Annotated in this window: 17 protein-coding genes; 8 read left to right on the top strand and 9 right to left on the bottom strand. The window is 69.2% G+C overall.

What is annotated here, in order from left to right; translation table 11 throughout:
- Positions 1–42: 42 nt before the first annotated feature.
- From ACZ6DT_RS12510 to ACZ6DT_RS12490, 5 genes are all read right to left on the bottom strand, one after another.
- Complete coding sequence (locus ACZ6DT_RS12510) at positions 43–243, bottom strand: hypothetical protein (protein WP_465592847.1); 201 nt, start codon at positions 241–243, stop codon at positions 43–45.
- Positions 240–2,492 carry an amino acid adenylation domain-containing protein gene (locus ACZ6DT_RS12505; RefSeq protein WP_465592844.1) on the bottom strand — a complete coding sequence of 751 codons (2,253 nt, stop codon included), beginning with the start codon at positions 2,490–2,492 and terminating at the stop codon, positions 240–242. Before ACZ6DT_RS12505 ends, ACZ6DT_RS12510 begins: the two co-directional genes overlap by 4 nt.
- On the bottom strand, positions 2,492–4,363 hold the full coding sequence (locus tag ACZ6DT_RS12500) for a B12-binding domain-containing radical SAM protein (protein ID WP_465592841.1): 1,872 nt from the start codon (positions 4,361–4,363) through the stop codon (positions 2,492–2,494). The genes ACZ6DT_RS12505 and ACZ6DT_RS12500 overlap by 1 nt, the downstream gene beginning before the upstream one ends.
- A 268-nt stretch (positions 4,364–4,631) precedes the next feature.
- A complete protein-coding gene (rsgA, locus tag ACZ6DT_RS12495) occupies positions 4,632–5,741 on the bottom strand; it encodes a ribosome small subunit-dependent GTPase A (RefSeq protein WP_465592838.1) in 1,110 nt (369 codons plus the stop codon).
- Entirely contained in the window at positions 5,738–7,528 is a 1,791-nt protein-coding gene (locus tag ACZ6DT_RS12490) for a S9 family peptidase (RefSeq protein ID WP_465592835.1), read from the bottom strand. Before ACZ6DT_RS12490 ends, rsgA begins: the two co-directional genes overlap by 4 nt.
- Positions 7,529–8,247: 719 nt before the next feature.
- Between ACZ6DT_RS12490 and ACZ6DT_RS12485 the strand changes: the two genes are divergently transcribed.
- A complete protein-coding gene (locus ACZ6DT_RS12485) occupies positions 8,248–8,745 on the top strand; it encodes a peptidase inhibitor family I36 protein (protein ID WP_465592833.1) in 498 nt (165 codons plus the stop codon).
- A gap of 90 nt (positions 8,746–8,835) precedes the next feature.
- Entirely contained in the window at positions 8,836–11,526 is a 2,691-nt protein-coding gene (locus ACZ6DT_RS12480) for an AfsR/SARP family transcriptional regulator (protein WP_465592830.1), read from the top strand.
- On the opposite strand, the gene ACZ6DT_RS12475 is transcribed toward ACZ6DT_RS12480, so the two are convergent.
- Both ACZ6DT_RS12475 and ACZ6DT_RS12470 read right to left on the bottom strand, forming a co-directional pair.
- Positions 11,513–12,583 carry a DmpA family aminopeptidase gene (locus ACZ6DT_RS12475; RefSeq protein ID WP_465592827.1) on the bottom strand — a complete coding sequence of 357 codons (1,071 nt, stop codon included), beginning with the start codon at positions 12,581–12,583 and terminating at the stop codon, positions 11,513–11,515. The two genes, ACZ6DT_RS12480 and ACZ6DT_RS12475, sit on opposite strands and share 14 nt — an antisense overlap.
- Positions 12,580–13,191, bottom strand: a complete 612-nt coding sequence (locus tag ACZ6DT_RS12470; protein WP_465592824.1) for a TetR/AcrR family transcriptional regulator — start codon at positions 13,189–13,191, stop codon at positions 12,580–12,582. The genes ACZ6DT_RS12475 and ACZ6DT_RS12470 overlap by 4 nt, the downstream gene beginning before the upstream one ends.
- 142 nt (positions 13,192–13,333) lie before the next feature.
- Here ACZ6DT_RS12470 and ACZ6DT_RS12465 point away from each other — a divergent pair, with 142 nt between their 5' ends.
- Positions 13,334–14,710 carry an APC family permease gene (locus ACZ6DT_RS12465; protein ID WP_465592821.1) on the top strand — a complete coding sequence of 459 codons (1,377 nt, stop codon included), beginning with the start codon at positions 13,334–13,336 and terminating at the stop codon, positions 14,708–14,710.
- Here the strand turns inward: ACZ6DT_RS12465 and ACZ6DT_RS12460 are convergent, their stop codons facing one another.
- Positions 14,711–15,277 carry a helix-turn-helix domain-containing protein gene (locus ACZ6DT_RS12460; protein WP_465592818.1) on the bottom strand — a complete coding sequence of 189 codons (567 nt, stop codon included), beginning with the start codon at positions 15,275–15,277 and terminating at the stop codon, positions 14,711–14,713. It abuts the gene before it with no gap.
- A gap of 68 nt (positions 15,278–15,345) precedes the next feature.
- Between ACZ6DT_RS12460 and ACZ6DT_RS12455 the strand changes: the two genes are divergently transcribed.
- From ACZ6DT_RS12455 to ACZ6DT_RS12435, 5 genes are all read left to right on the top strand, one after another.
- Positions 15,346–16,059 carry an AzlC family ABC transporter permease gene (locus ACZ6DT_RS12455; RefSeq protein WP_465592815.1) on the top strand — a complete coding sequence of 238 codons (714 nt, stop codon included), beginning with the start codon at positions 15,346–15,348 and terminating at the stop codon, positions 16,057–16,059.
- The gene (locus ACZ6DT_RS12450) at positions 16,059–16,379 is read left to right on the top strand and encodes an AzlD domain-containing protein (protein WP_465592812.1); all 321 of its coding nucleotides are present in this window, start codon (positions 16,059–16,061) and stop codon (positions 16,377–16,379) included. Before ACZ6DT_RS12455 ends, ACZ6DT_RS12450 begins: the two co-directional genes overlap by 1 nt.
- Before the next feature lie 151 nt (positions 16,380–16,530).
- Positions 16,531–17,160, top strand: a complete 630-nt coding sequence (pdxT, locus tag ACZ6DT_RS12445) for a pyridoxal 5'-phosphate synthase glutaminase subunit PdxT (protein ID WP_465592809.1) — start codon at positions 16,531–16,533, stop codon at positions 17,158–17,160.
- Between the two features lie 51 nt (positions 17,161–17,211).
- The gene (locus ACZ6DT_RS12440) at positions 17,212–17,961 is read left to right on the top strand and encodes a YebC/PmpR family DNA-binding transcriptional regulator (RefSeq protein WP_350584183.1); all 750 of its coding nucleotides are present in this window, start codon (positions 17,212–17,214) and stop codon (positions 17,959–17,961) included.
- 67 nt (positions 17,962–18,028) lie between these two features.
- On the top strand, positions 18,029–18,559 hold the full coding sequence (locus ACZ6DT_RS12435) for a DUF4262 domain-containing protein (RefSeq protein ID WP_465592806.1): 531 nt from the start codon (positions 18,029–18,031) through the stop codon (positions 18,557–18,559).
- A gap of 13 nt (positions 18,560–18,572) precedes the next feature.
- Here ACZ6DT_RS12435 and ACZ6DT_RS12430 read toward each other — a convergent pair whose 3' ends face one another.
- Entirely contained in the window at positions 18,573–19,019 is a 447-nt protein-coding gene (locus tag ACZ6DT_RS12430) for a cupin domain-containing protein (RefSeq protein ID WP_465592803.1), read from the bottom strand.
- Position 19,020: the final 1 nt, after the last annotated feature.

Below are 19,020 nucleotides of genomic sequence, written 5' to 3'. Positions count from 1 at the left end.
GCCGACCAGATCACCACCGCTGCCCGGCCTGTGGACCAGTGCTCAGCCGACCGGTTGGCGCACCAGCCGCATGACCGCGTCGACGTCCTCGGGGCGCTCGGCCACCCGGCGCAGCAGGTCGAGGTCGATCCCCGCGCGCAGCACCGCGGCGGCGCCACGGACGAGCAGCACGGCCTGCTGGTTCGCCCGGCCGCCGAGACTCGCCGGATGGGTACTGGTGCCGAGCGTCTGGCTGGTGATCATTTCGGCTCCTCCGCGGGTTTTGCTTCGTCTGCCGGGGTGGATCGGGCGAAGGCGGCCACCACGGCGAGCAGCCGCCGCCCGGCCGGTACCGACTTCTCGTCGGCCATCAGATGCGCGGCCAGCGCCAGCGATCCGCGCAGCGCCTCGTCCCGGTGCGCTCCCGGGACGGTCGAAGCGAGTGCCTCGCGCACCATGGTGCAGCCGTCGTCGGTCAGTGTCGGCTCGTCGGCGGTGACGCTGAGCAGCAGCGCCGTCTCCGCGACGATGGGCGGCAACCCACCCCGTGCGGCTTCGAGCAGCGGCACGAGGACCGCCGCGATCCGCGCGAGGGCCTCGCCGGCGGGTACGCCGCCTTCCACCCGGCGCAACCGCGCGCACGCGGCGAGCAGCACCTTGATGACCGCGCCGAGGTGTTCGACGTCGGAGCCACCGAACAGCGCGTTCCCGAGCCGGGCGCCGGCTTCGGCCTCGAGGGTGACGCCGTTCTCGGCGTCGACACCGAACCAGCCGGGCACGGCGGCGGGTTCCCCCTCGGCCATGATTTCGCGCAGGGCGACGGCAAGGCCGTTGAGCGCTTCGCGGGCGGCCGCGGTGTCGGATCCGGCCGCCACTTCCTCCAGTCGATCGAGGAGCTTGGTGTCGGCGGCGACGGCCGGATCGACGTCGCCGGGTGCTGGCTGGGACACGGCGAGACCTCCCGAGGTGGGTTGGGACGGCAGGGCGGCTCGGCGCGCGGTGGCGAGCACGGCGCGGCGGTCCACCTTGCCGTTGGGGGTGAGGGGGAACTGACGGCAGATGCGCACGGAGCGCGGGAGCGCCGCGGCGGGCAACCGTTGTGCGGCATGGTTTCTGACCGTCCCGGGCGCGAGCCTCCCGTCGACGGCGAGCACATGCGCGGCGATGGCGGGAAGGCCGGGACCGTCGTCGAGCCCGGCCACCGCGTCCAGCACGCCGGGGCAGCCGCGCAATACCGACTCGACTTCGCCGAGTTCGATCCGCACGCCGGACACCTTCACCTGACGGTCGGTCCGGCCGTGGAAGTCGAGTACACCGTCGGGTCGGGCCGACACGAGGTCGCCTGTCCGGAACGCCCTGCCGAAGCCCGGCAGTTCCACGAACCGGCTCTCGGTCGACAGATCGTCGCCGAGGTAGCCGTCGGCGAGGCAGTCGCCCGCGAGGCACAGCTCGCCGCGGTCGCCGTCCGGCACCGGGCGCAGGTCCGGGCCCACCACGATCGTCCGCCTGCCGGGCAGTGCCGTGCCGATCGGCAGCGTCACCCCGAGATCCGGCGGCAGCGGCCGGGGGACCTCGTACGCGGTCGCCGTGATGATCGCTTCGGCAGGCCCGTAGCCGTTGATCAGCCGGACCGCTCCGAATGCGCTCGCCTGCCACTGCCGCGTGGTCGCGGTGGCGGCGGCTTCACTCCCGATCACCACCAGGCGCAGCGAATCCGGCGGGCGCAAGGCCGGATCGGCGCGCGCGTCGCGGACGAGCTGGGCCCAGAACGCGGTGGGTAGTTGCCAGTCGGTGACCCCGTGCGCGCGGGAGAAGGCGACCAGTTCGTGGGGTGACCACAGCGCTCCGTCCCGCAGCACCAGCCTGCCGCCGGCGGCGAGGGTCGGCCAGACCTCTTCGAGCGCCACGTCGAAACCAGGCGACGCGAATTGGAGCGTCACGGTGCCGGGGCCGAGACCGAACAGGTTCACGATCGCCTCGGCGTGCCTGGCCAAACCGGCGTGCCCGACCGCGGCCGCCTTCGGGGCACCGGTCGAACCGGAGGTGAACACGGCGTAGGCCGGATCCGTCGGGGTGCACCCGCTGTCCACGGCGGTCGCGGCGACCTCACCCGGCCCGTCCGGCAGTTCGATGACAGTGCGTCCCGGCGCCGGGGGCATGGCCGAGCCGCGGTGGACGAGCACCGCGCGGGCCGCACACCGATCGAGCAACGCGGCCAGCCGCGCGGCCGGGGTGGCCGGGTCGACCGGGACCACGCAGAGCCCGGCGAGCCAGGCGCCGAGTGGTCCGGCGACCAGTCCGGCGGCACCGTTCGCCACCACTGCCACGACGTCGCCGGCTTGGCAGCCCGCGGCCCCGAGCGCGGTCTGAACCTGGCGTGCGCCCGCCAGGAGCTGCCGCCGGGTCCAGGTGCCGCCGGCGTCGAGCACCGCGACCTCGTCAGGTTCCCGCGCGGTCAGGTCGAGCACACCGGACGGCACCGGGGCGGGTGCCGTCCGCGGTGGCGCGTCCATCACGTCATCCGATCGTGCGGAGCGTCGAAGCGGATGACGGTGGGCACCGCGGCGAGCGGTTCACCGTCGAAGTACTCCGCCCAGTTGTGGCCGAGCAGCTCGACCCGGGTCTCCCGGTCGTCGGACAGCGCGAACACACTCATCCGCTGGAAACGGAACACGTCCTCCAGCCGCTCGTCCCACCGCACGCCCTTGGCGACGAGTTCGAGCCGCAGTTCGGTGTAGAACCGGTCCACATCGTTCTGCACGAAACCCCAGCACCACTCGTAAGGCAGCCACGAATCCTTCTCCGGTACCCAGCCGCGGACGAGTTCCGCCATGTCGGGCTGGCTCAGCACCATGCCCTCGTTGGGCACGTCCGGGTCGGTGAGATACCGCTCGAGCAGCCGCCGGGCTCGCCCCAGTGCCTGGCCGAACACCGTGCCGTCGTCGGCGAGCGCGCCGTCGCGGGCGGTCCGGTAGAAGTCCTCGTAGGGAAAGAGCTTCTCGCGGTCGAGGTAGCGGGCGATGAAGTTGGTCAGCGAGCGGTTGTGCAGGGACTGGACCGTGGCGCCGAACAAGTACATCTGGACCCAGTCCGGCCTGCTCATACTGGTGTGCCCGACGACGACCTCGATGATCTCGATGTCATCGGGCAGGTATCGGCGCCTGATCGTGTCCAGTTCCCATTTCGCCCGCGAAAGGGGAGTGCCGAGTTCGCTGTTCGGCAGCACCGCGCATTCGTAGATCATGATGTCGTCGTGGATGCCCATTTCGAGCATCCGGCAGAGGCCCTTGATGAAGGAGTCCGGGGTTTCGCTCGGCAGGCCGAGGATGACCTCGGTGTAGGTCTGCACGCCGGCGTCCTGGAATCTTTCGGCGAGCTGTTCGTACCGTTCGGCCGGCATGTTCGACCGGCGTACCGACTCCAGTACCTCGGGCGTGCCGCTCTGCATGGCCAGGATGGTCCCGCGTGACAATCCGGCTTCGACGAACATCCGGCTGATCTCGAAGACCCGGTCGGCCGCGTTCTTGGCATAACTGGTGACGAACTTGGCGGGATAGCCCGCGTCCTGCCGCGAGGCCACGATGTGCTGCGCGAGCTTGACGTCACGGGGAAGAATGCCGAAGTTCGCGTCACAGCACATGAGCGAATGGATCTTCTTCTTCGCGAAGTAGTCGATCTCCTGGTGCAGCCGGTCCTCGTCGTACTTGCGTACCTTCGACATGGTGTTGGAGCCCCAGTCGCAGAACGTGCAGCTGTACGGGCAGCCCCGGTTGGTCTCCCACAACGCGATGGCGGGCAGGTTCGCGCGTACGGCGGTCTCGATGGCGGCGTCCATCGTCCCGGACAGCCACGGGCTGGGCACGTCGATATCGCGCGGCAGCTGCCCGCCGAGCGGGGTGTGCCGGAACGTGCCCGCTTCGTCGAGCCACGACAACGAGGGCACGGCGGTGAAATCGGGTTCCGGGACGAGCAGTTCGCGCAGGAGGCTCGCGAACGGGATTTCGCCCTCCTTGTGGATCGCGAAATCGACGTATGGGTGCTCGGTGAGAAAATTCGCGGCCAGATCCGGCACATGTGGACCGCCGACGACGGTCACGACATCAGGAAAGCGTTCTTTCACCCGCGCCAGCAGTCGCATCTGTTTCTGAAAATTCCACAGATAACACGACGCGGCGAACACCGACGGCGACGTCATCTCGTCGACGGCGGAAGCGACCTGCTCGGGAAGAAAGAAAGGTTCCTGGAAGTCGTATGCTTCCGCCAGGTCGGTTTGCGTTTCGCAGTAAGTGCGCAAGCAGCCCCATACGAGCGGCAGATAGCTGGCGCGACTGAGGACAGATCCGTAGACCCGCCGCTTTGTGAGGACGGTTTCCGCTTGGTTCACGACGATCACCCCCAGGAGATCGATGAGCTGCTTGCGGCTCGATTTCCGACCGTAGCACGAGCTGTCAGGCGGTGACAGTCGTTGACTTCCGCCGAATATTTACCTACCATTGCGCATTGTTGTCGGCGTGGAGAACGAATCGCGGGCACACCGAAGACCTTTTTGTCGCCGGTGGTGTCCGGTCCGCTGATCGGGCCGGATGAAATCAGTGATCGGTGGAGTTAGCGACCGCGCGTCCGAAAAGGAATGACGCGCGGTCGGAGCATCGTCAGAGCTCCCACCGGTGTGGACGTTTCTTGAGTGCCTTGGCTCGGGTCCTGATGCGTTTCTTGTCGTCGGCGCGTGCTTTCGAATCCTGTCGCAGGTCGAGCCAGCGCTGCTCGCGCTGAAGTTTCACGAAATGGTCGAATCGTCGTTCTTCGAGTTCGCCGGTCGCGATCGCCTCTGCCACTCGGCAGCCCGGTTCCCCGTGATGTGCGCAATCGGCGAACTGGCAGTCGCCGGCCAGCGCGACGATGTCGCTGAACGCCCCGTCGAGCCCTTCGTCGAGATCCCAGGCCGCGAGTGCGCGCATACCGGGGGTGTCGATCAGCATGCCTCCGGTCGGAAGCAGCACCATTTCGCGGTGTGTGGTGGTGTGCCGTCCTTTGCCGTCGGCGCGGATCTCCTGGGTGGCCAGGCGATCGGTGCCGCAGAGCCGGTTGACCAGCGTGGACTTCCCGACGCCGGACGGGCCGACGAGCGTGATCGTCCGTCCCGGGGCGAGGTAGGGATCGAGTTCTCCCAAACCGGTGTCGTGCAGCGCGCTGACGGCGTGGACCTCGCAGCCGACCGCGACCCGTCGCGCTTCGGCAAGCGCGGCGGGAAGGTCGTCGCAGACGTCGGCTTTGCTCAGCAGTACAACGGGTTCCGCTCCGCTTTGCCAGGCGAGGGCGACGTAGCGCTCCACCCGCTGCAGCCGTTGCGGTCCGACCAACGCGGCCACGACGAACACGGTGTCGAGGTTCGCGGCCACCACTTGCTCGACGGTGCGCCCGCCCGGTGCGCGACGGGTGAAGGCGGTCTTCCTCGGCAGGATCGCGAGTACCTGCTCCGTCGCTCCGGGGGTATCGCGTCCGATCCCGTGGACGATCCAGTCCCCGACCGCGGGCTGGCCGAGTGCGCCGACGCCGTCGGAGAACAGGCGCCGCGAAACCGCGGCTCGCAGGTCACGCGTCCCATCGGTCACGCTGCATTCGCCGAGATCGACCCGGCTGACCCGGCCCGGTGCCAGCGCTTCGTGCCGCTGTTCCAGCTCCTGTCGGTACGCTTGGAAGTACGCGTCCTGTTCGGGGCCCCAGCCCAACTGTTCGAGGCCTGCTTCGTCCGTTGTGGTCATGATGCGGTCTCCCGGGGTGTGGTGCGCTCCGGTCTCGTGTACCGGTCAACGAACTTGCCTTGCGCGACGAGCAGATCGGTGGCCTTCGCGGATCTGATGGCACCGTGGCCCGCTTCGTGGTCGATCACTTCGACCAGGCTGGGATGGATCCCGCGGGCGGCGTCCACGAAGCGGTAGGCCTGGCCGCGGGGGCAGCGGGGATCCTCGCTGCCGATGATCATCAGCACCGGCGCGCCGAGACCGTCGACATAGGACAGTGGCGAGGCCCTGCGGTAGCGGTCGGGTACTTCGTCCGGAGTGCCGCCGAACAGGGCCTGGTCCTGCAGCCGCAATTCGTCGGTCTGTTCCGGGTAGATCGCGGTGTAGTCACCGATCGGGCTTTCGGCCACGCCACACGTCCACAAGCCAGGCTGGGTACAGAGGCCGAGCAGGACCAGATAACCGCCCCAGCTGGCGCCGAGCAGCGCGCAGCGGTCCGGGTCGAGCTCGCCCGCGTCGACGAGATGAGCCCGGACGGCGGCGATGTCGGCGAGTTCGGTATGACCGACGTCGGTTTCGTGTCCGAACTGCCAGGCCGTGCCGAATCCGGTGGAGCCCCGGTAGTTGACCCGGACCACGACATAGCCCTGATCGGCCCAGGAAGCGGCCAAGGGTGACCATTCGTCGCCGTCGTGAGCGGCGGGGCCGCCGTGTAGCAGGAAGACCGCGGGCGCCGGGGCGGTACCCGGGTCGCGCCGGGTGAACAGCACGTTGATCGGCCCGGCGTCACTGTCGACCGTAAGCCGCCGGGTCAGCGGCCGTTCGGGTGGCGTGGCGGGCCATACCGGCGCGAGCACTTCCGTCGTGCCGCGATACACGGTCGGCGGTCTGCCTTCGTGGGAGCGGAGCGAGTACGGCTCGCCGCGGGGCGAAACGGTGAAGTCGTGGACGGTTCCCCATTCTCCGCCCAGCGGTTCGAGCCCTGAGCCGTCGAGCCCGCACTGGAACAGCGAACTCAGCCCGTTTCTCCTGCGATGGAGGAAAAGCCGGTCGGAGCCGAGAAAGCGCGCGGTCACATCACCGTCGAGGTCGACGGGCACGTCGCGGACTTCGAGAGTGGCGAGGTCCCACAATGCCGGCGCGGAGTAGCCGTCGCGATCGCGGGTGATCAGCAGGAACGGGAGTTCCGGATGCAGCGGCTCGGTGTACGGCGCGACGTAGATGCCGGTGGGCCAGTCGTCGAGTTCCGCGAGTACGGCACCGGAGTCGTCCAGCATCCGCAGGGCCGGCCGTCGCGGATCACCGTTGCCGGCGTGCATGATCAGGACCCCGCTCGCTCCGGGCGCCGAACCCACCAGATAGAAGGGGACCCGGTCGGAGTGGAGGATCGAGACGGAACCGTCGGGCGAGTGGCGGAAGAGGCAGACCCCGCGGTCGAGGTCGCTGACCGCCGCGAGCGCGGTCCCGTCCGGCCGGAAGGCCAGTCCCGCCGGAAAGCCGGGGGGAATCTCGTCCGCCGCGGGCCGCGGCCGCCCGCCTCGGCTCGGCCAGCGCATCCACTGCCCGCGTTCCTGCCGGCGGCCGTCCTCCCACCACCACAGCCAGGAGCCGGTGGGATCGGGGGTCACGAACCGGACGCTGTCCGGCCCGTCCGAGACCTGGAAGAGTTCCCACGAGCCTTCGTCCCACAGGAAAGCCTGGTCTCCGCCGTCCACCGGGCAGGAGACCGCACAGATTCGAGGGTCGGTTCCGCCCGCCCACGCCGGCAGGCCGAATGAGGTGACCGAGAAGCGGGAGCCCCAGCTCACGGTGTCCTGGCTGATCGCCGGACGAGTAGTGAGCGGAAAGGAATTTCACGGTTCGGATCGAGTCTGGTCTTCAGCACGTCAAGCCCCCAAAGCCGACCCGCCCGCACACGGCGGGCGGTTACCAACGATGCCGTCTTTTATGAGTACCACTGCTCGTCGGCGCGAGCAAGGATGCGTTTCCGGCCCATCATGGCCGCTTATCTCGATTGCTTCCTCTGTCCAGCCAGGCGGTTCGACGCCGCCCGCGCGGCTCGCGTCCCAGTGCGATGATCGAGACCTCGGTGCGGATATCGCCGACAGCTCGCCCTACCTGTCCTCGAAATCGATATTCCGCCTTCACATGTTCCGCACCGGTCACGAGGCCCCACGTGAAACGGAGGGAATTCGTCGAATTCTGGGCCCGGCCCGGTTCGGCCTATCGGGTGACAATGACTTTCCTGTCCCGAGGCACCCCCTCACCGCCTTCTCGCGGTCAGCTGGCGGTTCTCGCGACGGCGAGAAGGCTGTGCTCGTCCGGCCCGGTTCCACCGACGGTCACAGGTGTCACAAAGGCCACAGGGCGACCGGCAGGGAAGAACGAAGCGACTCGCCACTTCGGTCGTGACCTGCGGCGCTAAGCGAACGGACCGGGGTCCTTTTCGGCTGCTTAAGCGTCGGACAGCGGGTCGCGCGACCTTGAGGACGGCGTGCGGAGGGCACGCCGGAGTCAAGGAGGAAAAATGCGTATTCTTCGGTTCGTTTCCACGGCGTTGGGCGCCGCCGCGATCGCGACGGCGCTCGTCGCGTCGCCCGCTTCGGCCGCGCCGGACGGAGCTGCGGTGCTGAAGTCGGCCGGTATCGACGCGGCCAAGCTCGCTCCCGGGTGGAGGATCGCCGGTGACGAGGTCGTCTGGAACGGTGGGACCACGCTGTCGCTCTCTCCCATGGCGCCAGGGGACTGCGCCTCGAACTACGTCTGTCTGTGGGAGAACCGCGATTTCACCGGCAGGCGGTTGCAGTTCCAGTCGCCGGATCTGAAGAACCTGGTCGATTACGGATTCAACGACCGGATGTCGTCCTGGTACAACCGGCGCGGAGTCGACGCCCGCTGGTACTACAACATCGGCGGCGGGACCAGTCGCTGCATGCAGGCGGGAGCCCGATCGTCGTATGTGGGCGACGCCGACAACGACGAGGCGACTTCGTTGAGGATCTACACCTCGGCCGGCGCCTGCTGAGGGGGGACGTTCCTTCGAATGCCGGACGCCGCCCTCGGACATTTGTGACACTCTCGGGCATGGGTGTCTCGAATATCGGGGGAGAAACCGGTGAAGGAAAAGAATTATTTCTATCGTTTGTTCGGTGAACCGGCGGCCGAGTGGCAGGGCGCTGACCTGCCACTCGGCCCGCCACAGGCGCGCCGGGTCTTCGCGCTCCTGTTGATCGAGGCGGGCCGCCCGGTGCCCCTAGACCGGATGATCGACGAGCTTTGGGGCGACTCGCCACCGATTTCGGCGAAAGTTCAGGTCCAAGGTCTGATATCCGGTCTTCGCCGGGCTTTGCGCGCACCGACGGGTGGAACGCCGATCCTGACCAGAGGAGCGGCGTACCTTCTCGACGCGGGGCCCGAGGAGACCGATACCGGCCGATTCACCTGCCTCACCGCCCAGGGCCGTGAACTACTGGCTCGTGACCGCCATGGGGAGGCGGTCGAGCGGTTCCGGGACGCGCTCGAGCTCTGGCGGGGGCCGGTGCTCGCCGGGATCCCCGCCGCGGCCGATGTCGTCGCGCACTGGGAGGAAGAACGCCTTTCGGTACTGGAGGACAAGGCCGAAGCCGAACTCGGCCTTGGCGAACACGACAGGCTCGTTCCCGGGCTGCGTGACCTGCTCGCCGCGGCCCCGTTCCGCGAACGGGTCTGTGGGCAGCTGATGACCGCGCTCGCCCGCGCCGGCCGGGTGGCCGAGGCACTCGACGTCTACGCCGGATGGCGCCGCAGGCTGGTCGACGAACTCGGCGTCGAGCCGTCGCCGTCTATTCGCGCGTTGCAATGCGAGATCCTGCGCGACGGCCAGACCACGCGCGAGTACCCCGCGTACCAGGAACCCGCTGTGCCGAGCCAGCTGCCGCCGGGCATCCCGGACTTCGTCGGCAGGGACGCGCTCATCGCGGACCTGGTGGTGGAGCTGGGCGAGGACGAAGACCGCGACACCCCGCCCGTCCTGTTGCTGACCGGCGCGGGCGGGGTCGGGAAGTCCTCGCTGGCGATCCGGCTCGCGCACCGGGTCGCCGGCGACTATCCCGACGGGCGGCTGTTCGCGGCCCTGCGCGGGACCACGAACGAGCCGAGGTCGCCGGAGGCCGTCCTCGCCGGTTTCCTGCGCGCGTTCGGCGTTCCCGCCGACGAGATCCCGGCCGACGTCGACGAAAGCGCCTGCCTGTTCCGCAGCCTGGTCCACGATCGCCGGGTGCTGTTCGTCCTGGACGACGCCGCCGGTGAGGCACAGTTGCGGCCCTTGCTTCCCGCGTCCGGCGGTTGCGCGGTGATCGTCACGAGCCGGTTCTCCCTGGCCGGGCTCGAACTCGGCCGCAAGGTCCCGGTCGACCTCCTGCCGCTGGACGACGCGGCGGCCCTCCTCTCGAAGCTCACTGAGGTCGACGAAGATCCCATTGCCACCCGGCAGGTTCTCGAACATTGCGGTGGTCTCCCGCTGGCTTTGCGGATCGTCGGCAGCCGGATCGGCGACCGTGCGGGCTGGCGGCTCGCCGACGCCGCGGACGAACTCTCCGTCGAACGGCGACGGCTGGATTGGCTGCGCAGCGGGGATCTCGCCGTCCGCGGCAGTCTTTCCCTCGGGTACCGGCAATTGACGCCGGACCGGCAGCGGCTGTTCCGAAGACTGGGCCTGTTGCCCTCGGCCGATTTCCCGGTCTGGGCGGCGGCGCTGGCGGACGGCGGCGAGCCCGAGGTGACGTCCCGCGCGCTGGAAGACCTGAGGCATCGGCATATGGTCCAGCCGGTTCCGCGGGCCACCGGTGCCGCCCGTTACCGCGTGCACGACCTCTTGCGCGCGTTCGCCGTCGAGGAGGTCGCGGCCGAGCCGGAACGGGTCCGCGCGGACACGGTCGAACGGGTGCTCGGCGGCTGGCTCTGGCTCGCGGAAAAGGCCGCCGATCGGTTGTCCCGCAGCGTGTTGCGCCCCGAGCCCGGCAGTGCGACCCGGACCTCGCTCGACGGAGAGCTGGTGACCGAACCGCTTTCGTGGTTCCGGTGCGAACTGCCCGCGCTGGAGGCCGCCGTCTCGTACGCCGCGGACGCCGGACTGGGCGAACTCGCCTGGGAACTCGCCGTCGTGACCGCTTCCTACTTCGACCACGGTGGACTGTACGCGGAATGGTCGCGGTGCCATCGGTGCGCGCTCGCCGCGGCGAGGGCGTCGGGGAGCGCGCGCGGGGAAGCCGCGCTGCTGCGCGGGATCGGCCAGATCCACCTGTACCGGGACGACTTCCGGAAGGCGGGCGACGCGCTGACCGAGTCGCTCCGGATCAGCGAGCGGATCGGCGACCCCGCCGGCCTGGCCAGGGCTCTGACCGGCCTCTGCGTTCTGGCCCGTGCTGCCGGACGGTACGAGGAATCACGCGCGATCGCGAGGCGGGCGCTGGCCCTCTTCCGGCAGATCGGCGACGTCCTCGGCATGGCGCACGCCCACACCTCGTACGCCGTCGCGAGCGCGGAGCTCGGCCTGCTCGACGAGGCGGAAGCGGAGCTGGACGAGGCCGGGCGGCTCTGCGCCGGGCTGAACGACCCGCACCGCACGGCGCTCATCCTGCGCAGGCGTGGGCAACTGCATCTGCGGCGTGACGACCGGCGGAGCGCGATGTCCTGCCTGCGCCGCGCGTGGGAACTGCTCGACTCGCTTTCCGACGAGGTCTGCGCCGCGCGGGTCCGGCACGACCTCGCGCGCATCCACGCGAGGTCCAGCGACCGGTCGGACACGAAGGTGCTTATCGGGACCTAGGCCAGCGGGAAATCGGCAGGGCGGGCACCCGGCGACCGCGGTGGCCGGTCATCTCCTCGTTCGCGAACAACGCGTTGAGCACCGCCTCTTCGGTCGCCTGCACCACGGCTTCGAAGAACGGGTCGAGCCTGCCCCACGGGACGAACCGCAGGCTTTCGTATTCGGCTTCCTCCGTCCGCGGGAACCGGCTGGTGAGCGCCCCCGGGTTCGCCGTGCTGAACGCGAGGAAGAGGTCGCCGGAGAAGTGCGAGCCGGCGGTGCCGGTGCGGGCCAGGCCGAGCGGGACGCGGCGGGCGAGCGAGGTGCACTGACCGGGCAGCAGGGGAGCGTCGGTACCCACGATCACGATCACCGATCCCGCACCCGACGGCGCCGCCCATTCCTCCTCCATCGGGTTGTCGGCGCGGAGTTCCGCTCCGAGGTGTTCGCCCGCGACGGTGAGTTCGCGACGTGAGCCGAAGTTGGCCTGCACCAAGGCACCCACGGTGTACTCGTCGTCCCCATAGGACACGACGCGGGAGGCGGTTCCGGTGCCGCCCTTGAAGCCGTAACAGGTCATCCCGGTTCCGCCGCCGACGGATCCTTCTCCGACCGGACCGCCTCGCGCGGTGTCGATCGCGGCGATGGCGTGTCCACTGTGGATGGTCGGCGCGGTGCTGTCGTTCAGGTAGCCGTCCCAGGTTTCGGCGACCACCGGCAGCAGCCATTCCGCGGCCACGTCGGGCCGCTCGCGCACCACCCAGTCGATCACGCCGCGGTGGCAAGCGCCGACGGCGTGCGTGGAGGTGATCAGCACCGGCAGGGTCAGCGACCCGGTCTCGGCCAGCCACGCGGTTCCGGTCATCTCCCCGTTGCCGTTGAGGGCGTACGTCCCGGCCGCGCAAGGCAGGGCGAAATCCTCGCGTCCGCGCGGCAGGACGGCGGTGACGCCGGTCCGCACGGATTCGCCCTCGACGAGCGTCGTGAAGCCGATCTCGACGCCGGGCACGTCGGTGAGCGCGTTGTGCTCACCGGTCCGGCCGGGCAGCGGGACACCCAGGTCACGGGCGCGGGTCATGGACGGTCCTCCAAGGGGTTCGAGGTGGCTGTGCGGGCGTAGGAGAGCAACGCCGCTTCGGCGGTCGCGGTGTCCAGCGTCGGCAGGGCCTGGGTGAGGTGCAGGCCGTAGCCGTCCTCCAGCGCGACGAGGTTCCGCGCGATCGACACCGCGTCCGCGGTCAGGGCGAACTCGCCGGTGGCGGCGCCCGCTTCGAGGATGCCGGTGTAGATCCGGACCTGCTGTTCGTAGAGCGTGATGTGCCGGGCGGCGTACACCGGATCGCGGCGGGCGATGGTGCCCAGTTCGTAGAGCAGTACGCAGAGTTCGTCGTCGGGGCCGGTGGGCAGTCCGCTGCGGATCATCGCCGGCAGCCGACCGGACGGGGTCGCCTTCGTGCCCGCCGCCAGTTCCCTCGCCGAACAGAACCGCGCCACCGCCTCCCGCTGCACCTCCTGGAGCAGGTCGGTGAGGGTGGGGAAGTAGTACAGGACCGAACCCGAAGACAGGCCCGCGCCCTCGGCGACGTCCCGCAGCCGCAGGTTCAGCACCCCGTGTTCGAGGACCGCCCGTCTGGCCACCTCGATCAGTTCGGCCCGTCGTTCCGGTGCCTTGCTCGGTCGCGCCATGCCCTCATTCTTCGAATCTTGTTCGAAAAACGCAAGAGCGGAGCACGATCAGCTCTTGACGCCGCAAGGTAGAGGGCCTTTGATGCGTGCTCAACAGTTCTTCGAAGGAGATTCAAGGAACCCACCTTGTAGGAGGTCGGCCGTGTCCACTCCCGCCCTGCGCCGCGGTCTGCGCACCCTCGGCACGCTGCTCATCACCCTCTCCGCGATCAGCCCCGCCTCTTCGGTCTTCATCATCGCGCCGGGGGTGATCTCCGGGGCAGGGACGGGTGCCCTCTACAGCTTCCTGGCCGCCGCGGTCGTCGGGGTGTTCATGGCCTTCGTCTACGCCGAACTCGCGTCGGCGTTCCCGCTGGCGGGCGGCGAGTACGCGATCGTCACCCGCACACTCGGCAGGCTGCCGGGCTTCGCCGTATTGGGCCTGATGATCATCACGCAGGTGCTCATCGTCGCCGTGATCGCGCTCGGCGTCGGCACCTATCTCGGCGTGCTCATGCCCGGAGTGCCCGGTCCGGCCATCGCCGCCGTGACCTGTGTGGTCGCGGCCGTCGTCGGGGTGTTCGACATCAAGCTCAACGCCTGGGTCACCGGGATCTTCCTGGCGATCGAGATCCTCGCACTGATCGTGGTCAGCGCGCTCGGGTTCTTGAACCCGGCGCGGTCGTTCAGCGACCTGCTCGCGCACCCGGTCGCCTCGGACGGCGGCCCGGCCACGGTCGGCGCCATCGCGATCGCCACGTCGGTCGCGATCTTCGCCTACAACGGCTACGGCTCGGCGGTGTACTTCGGCGAGGAGACGCAGGACGCCTCCCGCGGGATCGCCCGCGCGATCCTGTTGGCGCTCGGCATCACGGTGCTCGCGGAACTGATTCCGGTGACCGCCGTCCTGCTCGGCGCGCCGGATCTGAACGCGCTGTTCGCCTCGGAGAACATGCTGTCCTACTTCATCGATGCACGCGGTGGCGGCACGCTCGACACTGTGCTCGGCCTGGCCGTCGCGCTCGCGATCGTCAACGCGGTGCTGGCGATCGTGCTGATCAGCTCGCGGATGTTGTTCAGCAGCGGCCGCGACCGGGCGTGGCCGTCTCCGGTCAACCGAGCGCTGGCCGCGGTGCACCCGAAGTTCGGGACGCCGTGGGTGGCCACCGTCGGCACCGGACTGGTCGCCGCGCTGCTCTGTTTCGTCGATCCGAAACTGCTGCTGGTGGTGACGAGCACGTCGATCGTGGCGGTCTACGGGGCACTCTGCCTCGGTGCGATCATCGGAAGGCGCACCGGCGCCACCGCGCACGCCGAGTATCGGATGCCGTGGTTCCCGGTCGCGCCGGTGCTGGCGCTGGCCGTGCTGGTGTTCGTCGTCTACCAGAATCTGCTCGACCCGGCGGTGGGACGGCCGAGCCTGATCGTCACCGCCTGTGTCGCCCTGCTCTCGATCGCGTACTACCTCCTGGTGCTGCGGCGGAAGGGCGGCTGGAAACTGGCCGACGTCACCGAGGAGAAGGCTGAGGAGCCTGCTTGATCAGGTGTACTCCGCGATCTCCACGCCGTACGTGCCCGGTTCGAGCGCCTCGAAGATGTGCGGAATGTCGCCGGGGTAGCAGATGTAGTCACCGGGCAGCAGTTCGACCGGATCGTCCTGCGGCCCGACCTTCGCCCGCCCGGCGCTGAGGATCAGGTGCTCGACGATGCCGCTCATATGCGGATCCGAAAGCCGCGGCTTCCCGGGCTCGGCGCGAATCAGGTAGACGTCGCGCCGGGCTCCGGGCGGGCAGGAACTGAGCAATGTGCACGCGTAGTCGGCGTGTTCGGCGAACACCGTCGGCCCGCTGCCCGAGCGGATGACCTGCACGCGGGGGCGTTCGGGTTCGACCACCCGGGAGAACGGGACGTCGAGCGCGACGCACAACGCCCAGATCGTCTCGACGCTCGGGTTGCCGGCCCCGGACTCCAGCTGGGAGAGCGTGGACTTGGCGATGCCGGCGCGTTTGGCGACCTCGGTGAGGGAGAGTCCGGTGCGGGCGCGTTCCCGGCGCAGGGACATGGCGATGACGTCCAGTGGGGCGCCGTCGGACACGGTCGGGGACATGCGTTCGCTCCATCGGTCGTTGCGTTCGCCTTGACGAACACGGCTGCGTTCGTTCATCGTATGACGCTATGCGTTCGATTTGGCGAACAACCACTCGTGTCCTGGGGCGCGATCTTCTCCGTGACATCGGGCTGGTCTGCCTCGCCGACACCATTGTCGGCATCTCCTACGGTGCGATCGCGGTGGGCTCCGGCTTCCCGATCTGGGCGCCGATGCTGCTTTCGGTGCTGGTCTTCGCCGGTGCCTCGCAGTTCATGTTCGTCGGCATCATCGCCGCGGGCGGCAGCCCGGTCGCGGCCGTCGCGGCGGGTCTGCTCGCCAACGCGCGGCATCTGCCGTTCGGCTTCGCGATCGGCGACGTCCTGGGGAAGCGGTGGTCGTCGAGGATACTCGGCAGCCACCTGATGATCGACGAATCGGTCGCGTTCGCCCTGGCCCAGCGTGATGAAGAGCGGCGCCGGGTGGCGTACTGGGTGTGCGGGATCGGGCTGTTCGTGTGCTGGAACGTCGGTGTCCTCGCCGGGGCGTTCGCCGGGACCGCGATCAGCGACACCGACGCCTTCGGCCTCGACGCGGCGTTCCCGGCCGTCCTGCTCGCGCTGGTACTGCCGTCGCTGCGCGACCGTGCCACCCGGCTGCCGGTGTTCATCGGCGTGGCCGTCGCGCTGGCCACGACGCCGTTCTTGCCCGCCGGGTTGCCGGTGCTGCTCGCTCTGGTCGGCGTGCTGGCCGGAGTTGCCGCGAAGGAACCCACCGAACGCGAACCTGAGGGAGTCCGCTGATGGACCCGCTGGACCTGATCATCGCCGCCGGCGTGCTCGCCGTCGGGACCTTCGCCTTCCGGTTCGCCGGGCCGGTGCTGAAGACGCGGTTCACCGTGTCGCCCAAGGCCGAGAAGCTGATGGCGCGTTCGGCCGTCGTGCTGCTGGCCGCGCTGGTCGCGGTCGCCGCGCTCACCGAAGGGCACGAGTTCGCCGGATACGCCCGGCCCGCCGGTGTCCTGGTCGGCGGCGTGCTCGCCTGGCGCAAGGCGCCGTTCGCGCTGGTCGTCGTGGCGGCCGCCGCGACCGCCGCCCTGCTGCGGCTGGCCGGGGTCCCCTGACCTGGCCGTTCCCCGGGCCGCCGAAGGCCGAGTACGACCCGGTACGAGGCCGATCCGCCCGCACCGCCAGGAACCACCTGGATCACGAAGCCCATCGAACAGTCTTACCGGACACGGCCTAAGCTGGAGGGAAGGTCTTTCGGGAGGTCGGGTGGCGATCGCGACGGGGGCACGGCCGGCGGTCGGCGTGCTCGCACTGCAGGGCGACGTGCGTGAGCACGCCGCGATGGTGGAACGCGCCGGCGCGCGAGCGCTGCCGGTCCGCCGCGCGAACGAACTGTCCGAAGTGGACGGTCTGGTGCTGCCGGGCGGTGAATCGACCACCATGTCGAGGCTGCTGGAGACCTTCGAACTGCTGGAGCCGCTGCGTGAGCGCATCGCGGACGGCATGCCGGCGTTCGGCTCCTGCGCCGGGATGATCCTGCTCGCCCGCCAGGCCCTCGACGGACGGCCTGACCAGCGGCAACTCGGCGGACTCGACGTCGTCGTCCGGCGCAACGCGTTCGGGCGGCAGGTGGACTCCTTCGAAGCCGACCTCGACTTCACCGGCGTCGAAGGCGGGCCGGTGCACGCCGTGTTCATCCGCGCCCCCTGGGTCGAAAAGGCGGGCGACGGGGTCGAGGTACTCGCCAGTGTCCCCGAAATGCCGGGCTCGGACGAAGCGGCCGCTAGGATCGTCGCGGTCCGGCAGGGGGCGGTACTCGCCACGTCGTTCCACCCCGAACTCACCGGGGACGAACGCGTGCACAGGCTGTTCGTCGACCTCGTGCGGCAGGCTTAAGCAAAACCGACACTGTGCTCAGCGGCGGGCACGGGAGTAGATGGAGGAGAGATGAGCGGCCACTCCAAGTGGGCCACCACGAAGCACAAGAAGGCCAACCTGGACGCGAAGCGCGGAAAGCTTTTCGCCCGGTTGATCAAGAACATCGAGGTGGCGGCCCGGACCGGCGGTGGCGACCCGGACGGCAATCCGACGCTCTACGACGCCATCCAGAAGGCCAAGAAGAACTCGGTCCCGCAGGACAACATCGAGCGCGCCCGCAAACGCGGCGCCGGTGAAGAGGCCGGTGGCGCCGACTGGCAGACCATCACCTACGAAGGCTACGGCCCCAACGGGGTGGCCGTGCTGATCGAATGCCTCACCGACAACAAGAACCGCGCCGCCATGGAGGTGCGGACCGCCCTCACCCGGAACAACGGCTCGCTCGCCGACCCGGGCTCGGTCGCCTACATGTTCAACCGCAAGGGCGTCGTGATCATGCCCAAGGCCGACGCCGGCGAGGACGACGTCCTCATGGCCGTGCTCGACGCGGGCGCGGAAGAGGTGAACGACCTCGACGAGAACTTCGAGATCGTCTCCGAGGCCACCGATCTCGTCCCGGTCCGGAAAGCCTTGCAGGAAGCCGGTTTCGAGTACGAGTCCGCGGATCTCACGTTCCTGCCGTCGGTCAGCGTCCCGCTGGACGTCGAAGGCGCGAAGAAGGTCTTCAAGCTCATCGACGCGCTGGAAGATTGCGACGACGTGCAGAACGTCTACGCGAACTTCGATGTGTCCGATGAGGTCATGGCCGAGGTCGGCTGATCGTTTTTCCAGCCGTGCCGCGAAAACTCGATCCCGGGACTAGGTGCGAGCGCTCGCGTGGGGCACAATGTCGCGCGTGACGACCTCTGAAGCCGACGCCCTCACCGCCGAAGAAACCGAACTCCTCCGGTGGATCGAGTCGCAGGCGAGGGCGAGAGGGAACGCGGTCATCGCGGTCGAGGGCGACGACGAGGAAGCGGCCTTCTGCTTCACCGCGTGCGCCTGGGCGTTGCACAACGTCCCGGAAGCGGTCGTGATCGGACTGCCCGAGCACATGGGGCCGGTCCTGCTCGACGCCTACGTCGACCGCGCGGCCGCCGGTGAGATCTTCGAGGTCGGCAGGCGTTACGACGATTTCTTCGAGGGCGCGCCGGTGGTCTTCGAACGGGTCGCGAAGGGGCACTATCCCGAGTACTTCGGGAGCGCGTTCCTGATTTACCCGGACGGGGACTTCCCGGCGTTGCAATTGATCGTCGCCACGCCGGACGGGCACTTCCCGTGGCATCCGGACGCGCCGGAGGGCTTCGCGCGGTACCAGCCGGTGCTGACCGAATCCGGCGACCCGGAGAGCTGGACGCCGGGCGTCGACGGTCCCTGAAGTGTGCTGGGGCTCACCCAAGCCAAGGCGCCAGGTCCTCGGCCGCTTCAGGCCACTCCGCCGCCAAAGCCGCCGCGGAGCGGAACTCCACGCAATCGTCCGTATAAGGCGGCACCACGACCGTCCCCATCAAGCTCCACTCACCGGTACTCACCGACCCCTGCCAGACCCCGGCGGGCACCACCACCTGCGGACGCTGACCGGCCGCGACGTCCGGCCCCAGCACCGGCCGCGAGATCCGCCCGTCCGGGAACAGCAGCAGCATCCGCACCGGCGCGCCGGCGTGGTGGGCGTAGATCTCCAGCCGGCCCAGGCGGTGCGGTGCCGACGTCTCCGGTGGCGCCAGCAGGTAGTAGATCGCCGAAGCGGTCTCGTCGCGCCAGGCCTGCGCCCAGAGGCCACCCTCCACGGGCAGGGGTTCCAGGCCCAGATGAACGGTGAACTCGTCGAAGCTCGGCATG

This window comes from Amycolatopsis sp. NPDC041971 (genome assembly GCF_055588925.1).
Note: the sequence above shows the minus strand (reverse complement) of the source record. Positions and strands in the feature narration are given on the sequence as shown.

What these genes read in the sequence shown, in the direction of transcription:
- ACZ6DT_RS12510 (WP_465592847.1), bottom strand. Translation starts at nt 243, where the DNA reads ATGATCACCAGCCAGACGCTCGGCACCAGTACCCATCCGGCGAGTCTC.
- ACZ6DT_RS12505 (WP_465592844.1), bottom strand. Translation starts at nt 2,492, where the DNA reads ATGGACGCGCCACCGCGGACGGCACCCGCCCCGGTGCCGTCCGGTGTG.
- rsgA (WP_465592838.1), bottom strand. Translation starts at nt 5,741, where the DNA reads ATGACCACAACGGACGAAGCAGGCCTCGAACAGTTGGGCTGGGGCCCC.
- ACZ6DT_RS12485 (WP_465592833.1), top strand. Translation starts at nt 8,248, where the DNA reads ATGCGTATTCTTCGGTTCGTTTCCACGGCGTTGGGCGCCGCCGCGATC.
- ACZ6DT_RS12475 (WP_465592827.1), bottom strand. Translation starts at nt 12,583, where the DNA reads ATGACCCGCGCCCGTGACCTGGGTGTCCCGCTGCCCGGCCGGACCGGT.
- ACZ6DT_RS12470 (WP_465592824.1), bottom strand. Translation starts at nt 13,191, where the DNA reads ATGGCGCGACCGAGCAAGGCACCGGAACGACGGGCCGAACTGATCGAG.
- ACZ6DT_RS12460 (WP_465592818.1), bottom strand. Translation starts at nt 15,277, where the DNA reads ATGTCCCCGACCGTGTCCGACGGCGCCCCACTGGACGTCATCGCCATG.
- ACZ6DT_RS12455 (WP_465592815.1), top strand. Translation starts at nt 15,346, where the DNA reads ATGCGTTCGATTTGGCGAACAACCACTCGTGTCCTGGGGCGCGATCTT.
- ACZ6DT_RS12450 (WP_465592812.1), top strand. Translation starts at nt 16,059, where the DNA reads ATGGACCCGCTGGACCTGATCATCGCCGCCGGCGTGCTCGCCGTCGGG.
- ACZ6DT_RS12440 (WP_350584183.1), top strand. Translation starts at nt 17,212, where the DNA reads ATGAGCGGCCACTCCAAGTGGGCCACCACGAAGCACAAGAAGGCCAAC.
- ACZ6DT_RS12435 (WP_465592806.1), top strand. Translation starts at nt 18,029, where the DNA reads ATGTCGCGCGTGACGACCTCTGAAGCCGACGCCCTCACCGCCGAAGAA.
- ACZ6DT_RS12430 (WP_465592803.1), bottom strand. Translation starts at nt 19,019, where the DNA reads ATGCCGAGCTTCGACGAGTTCACCGTTCATCTGGGCCTGGAACCCCTG.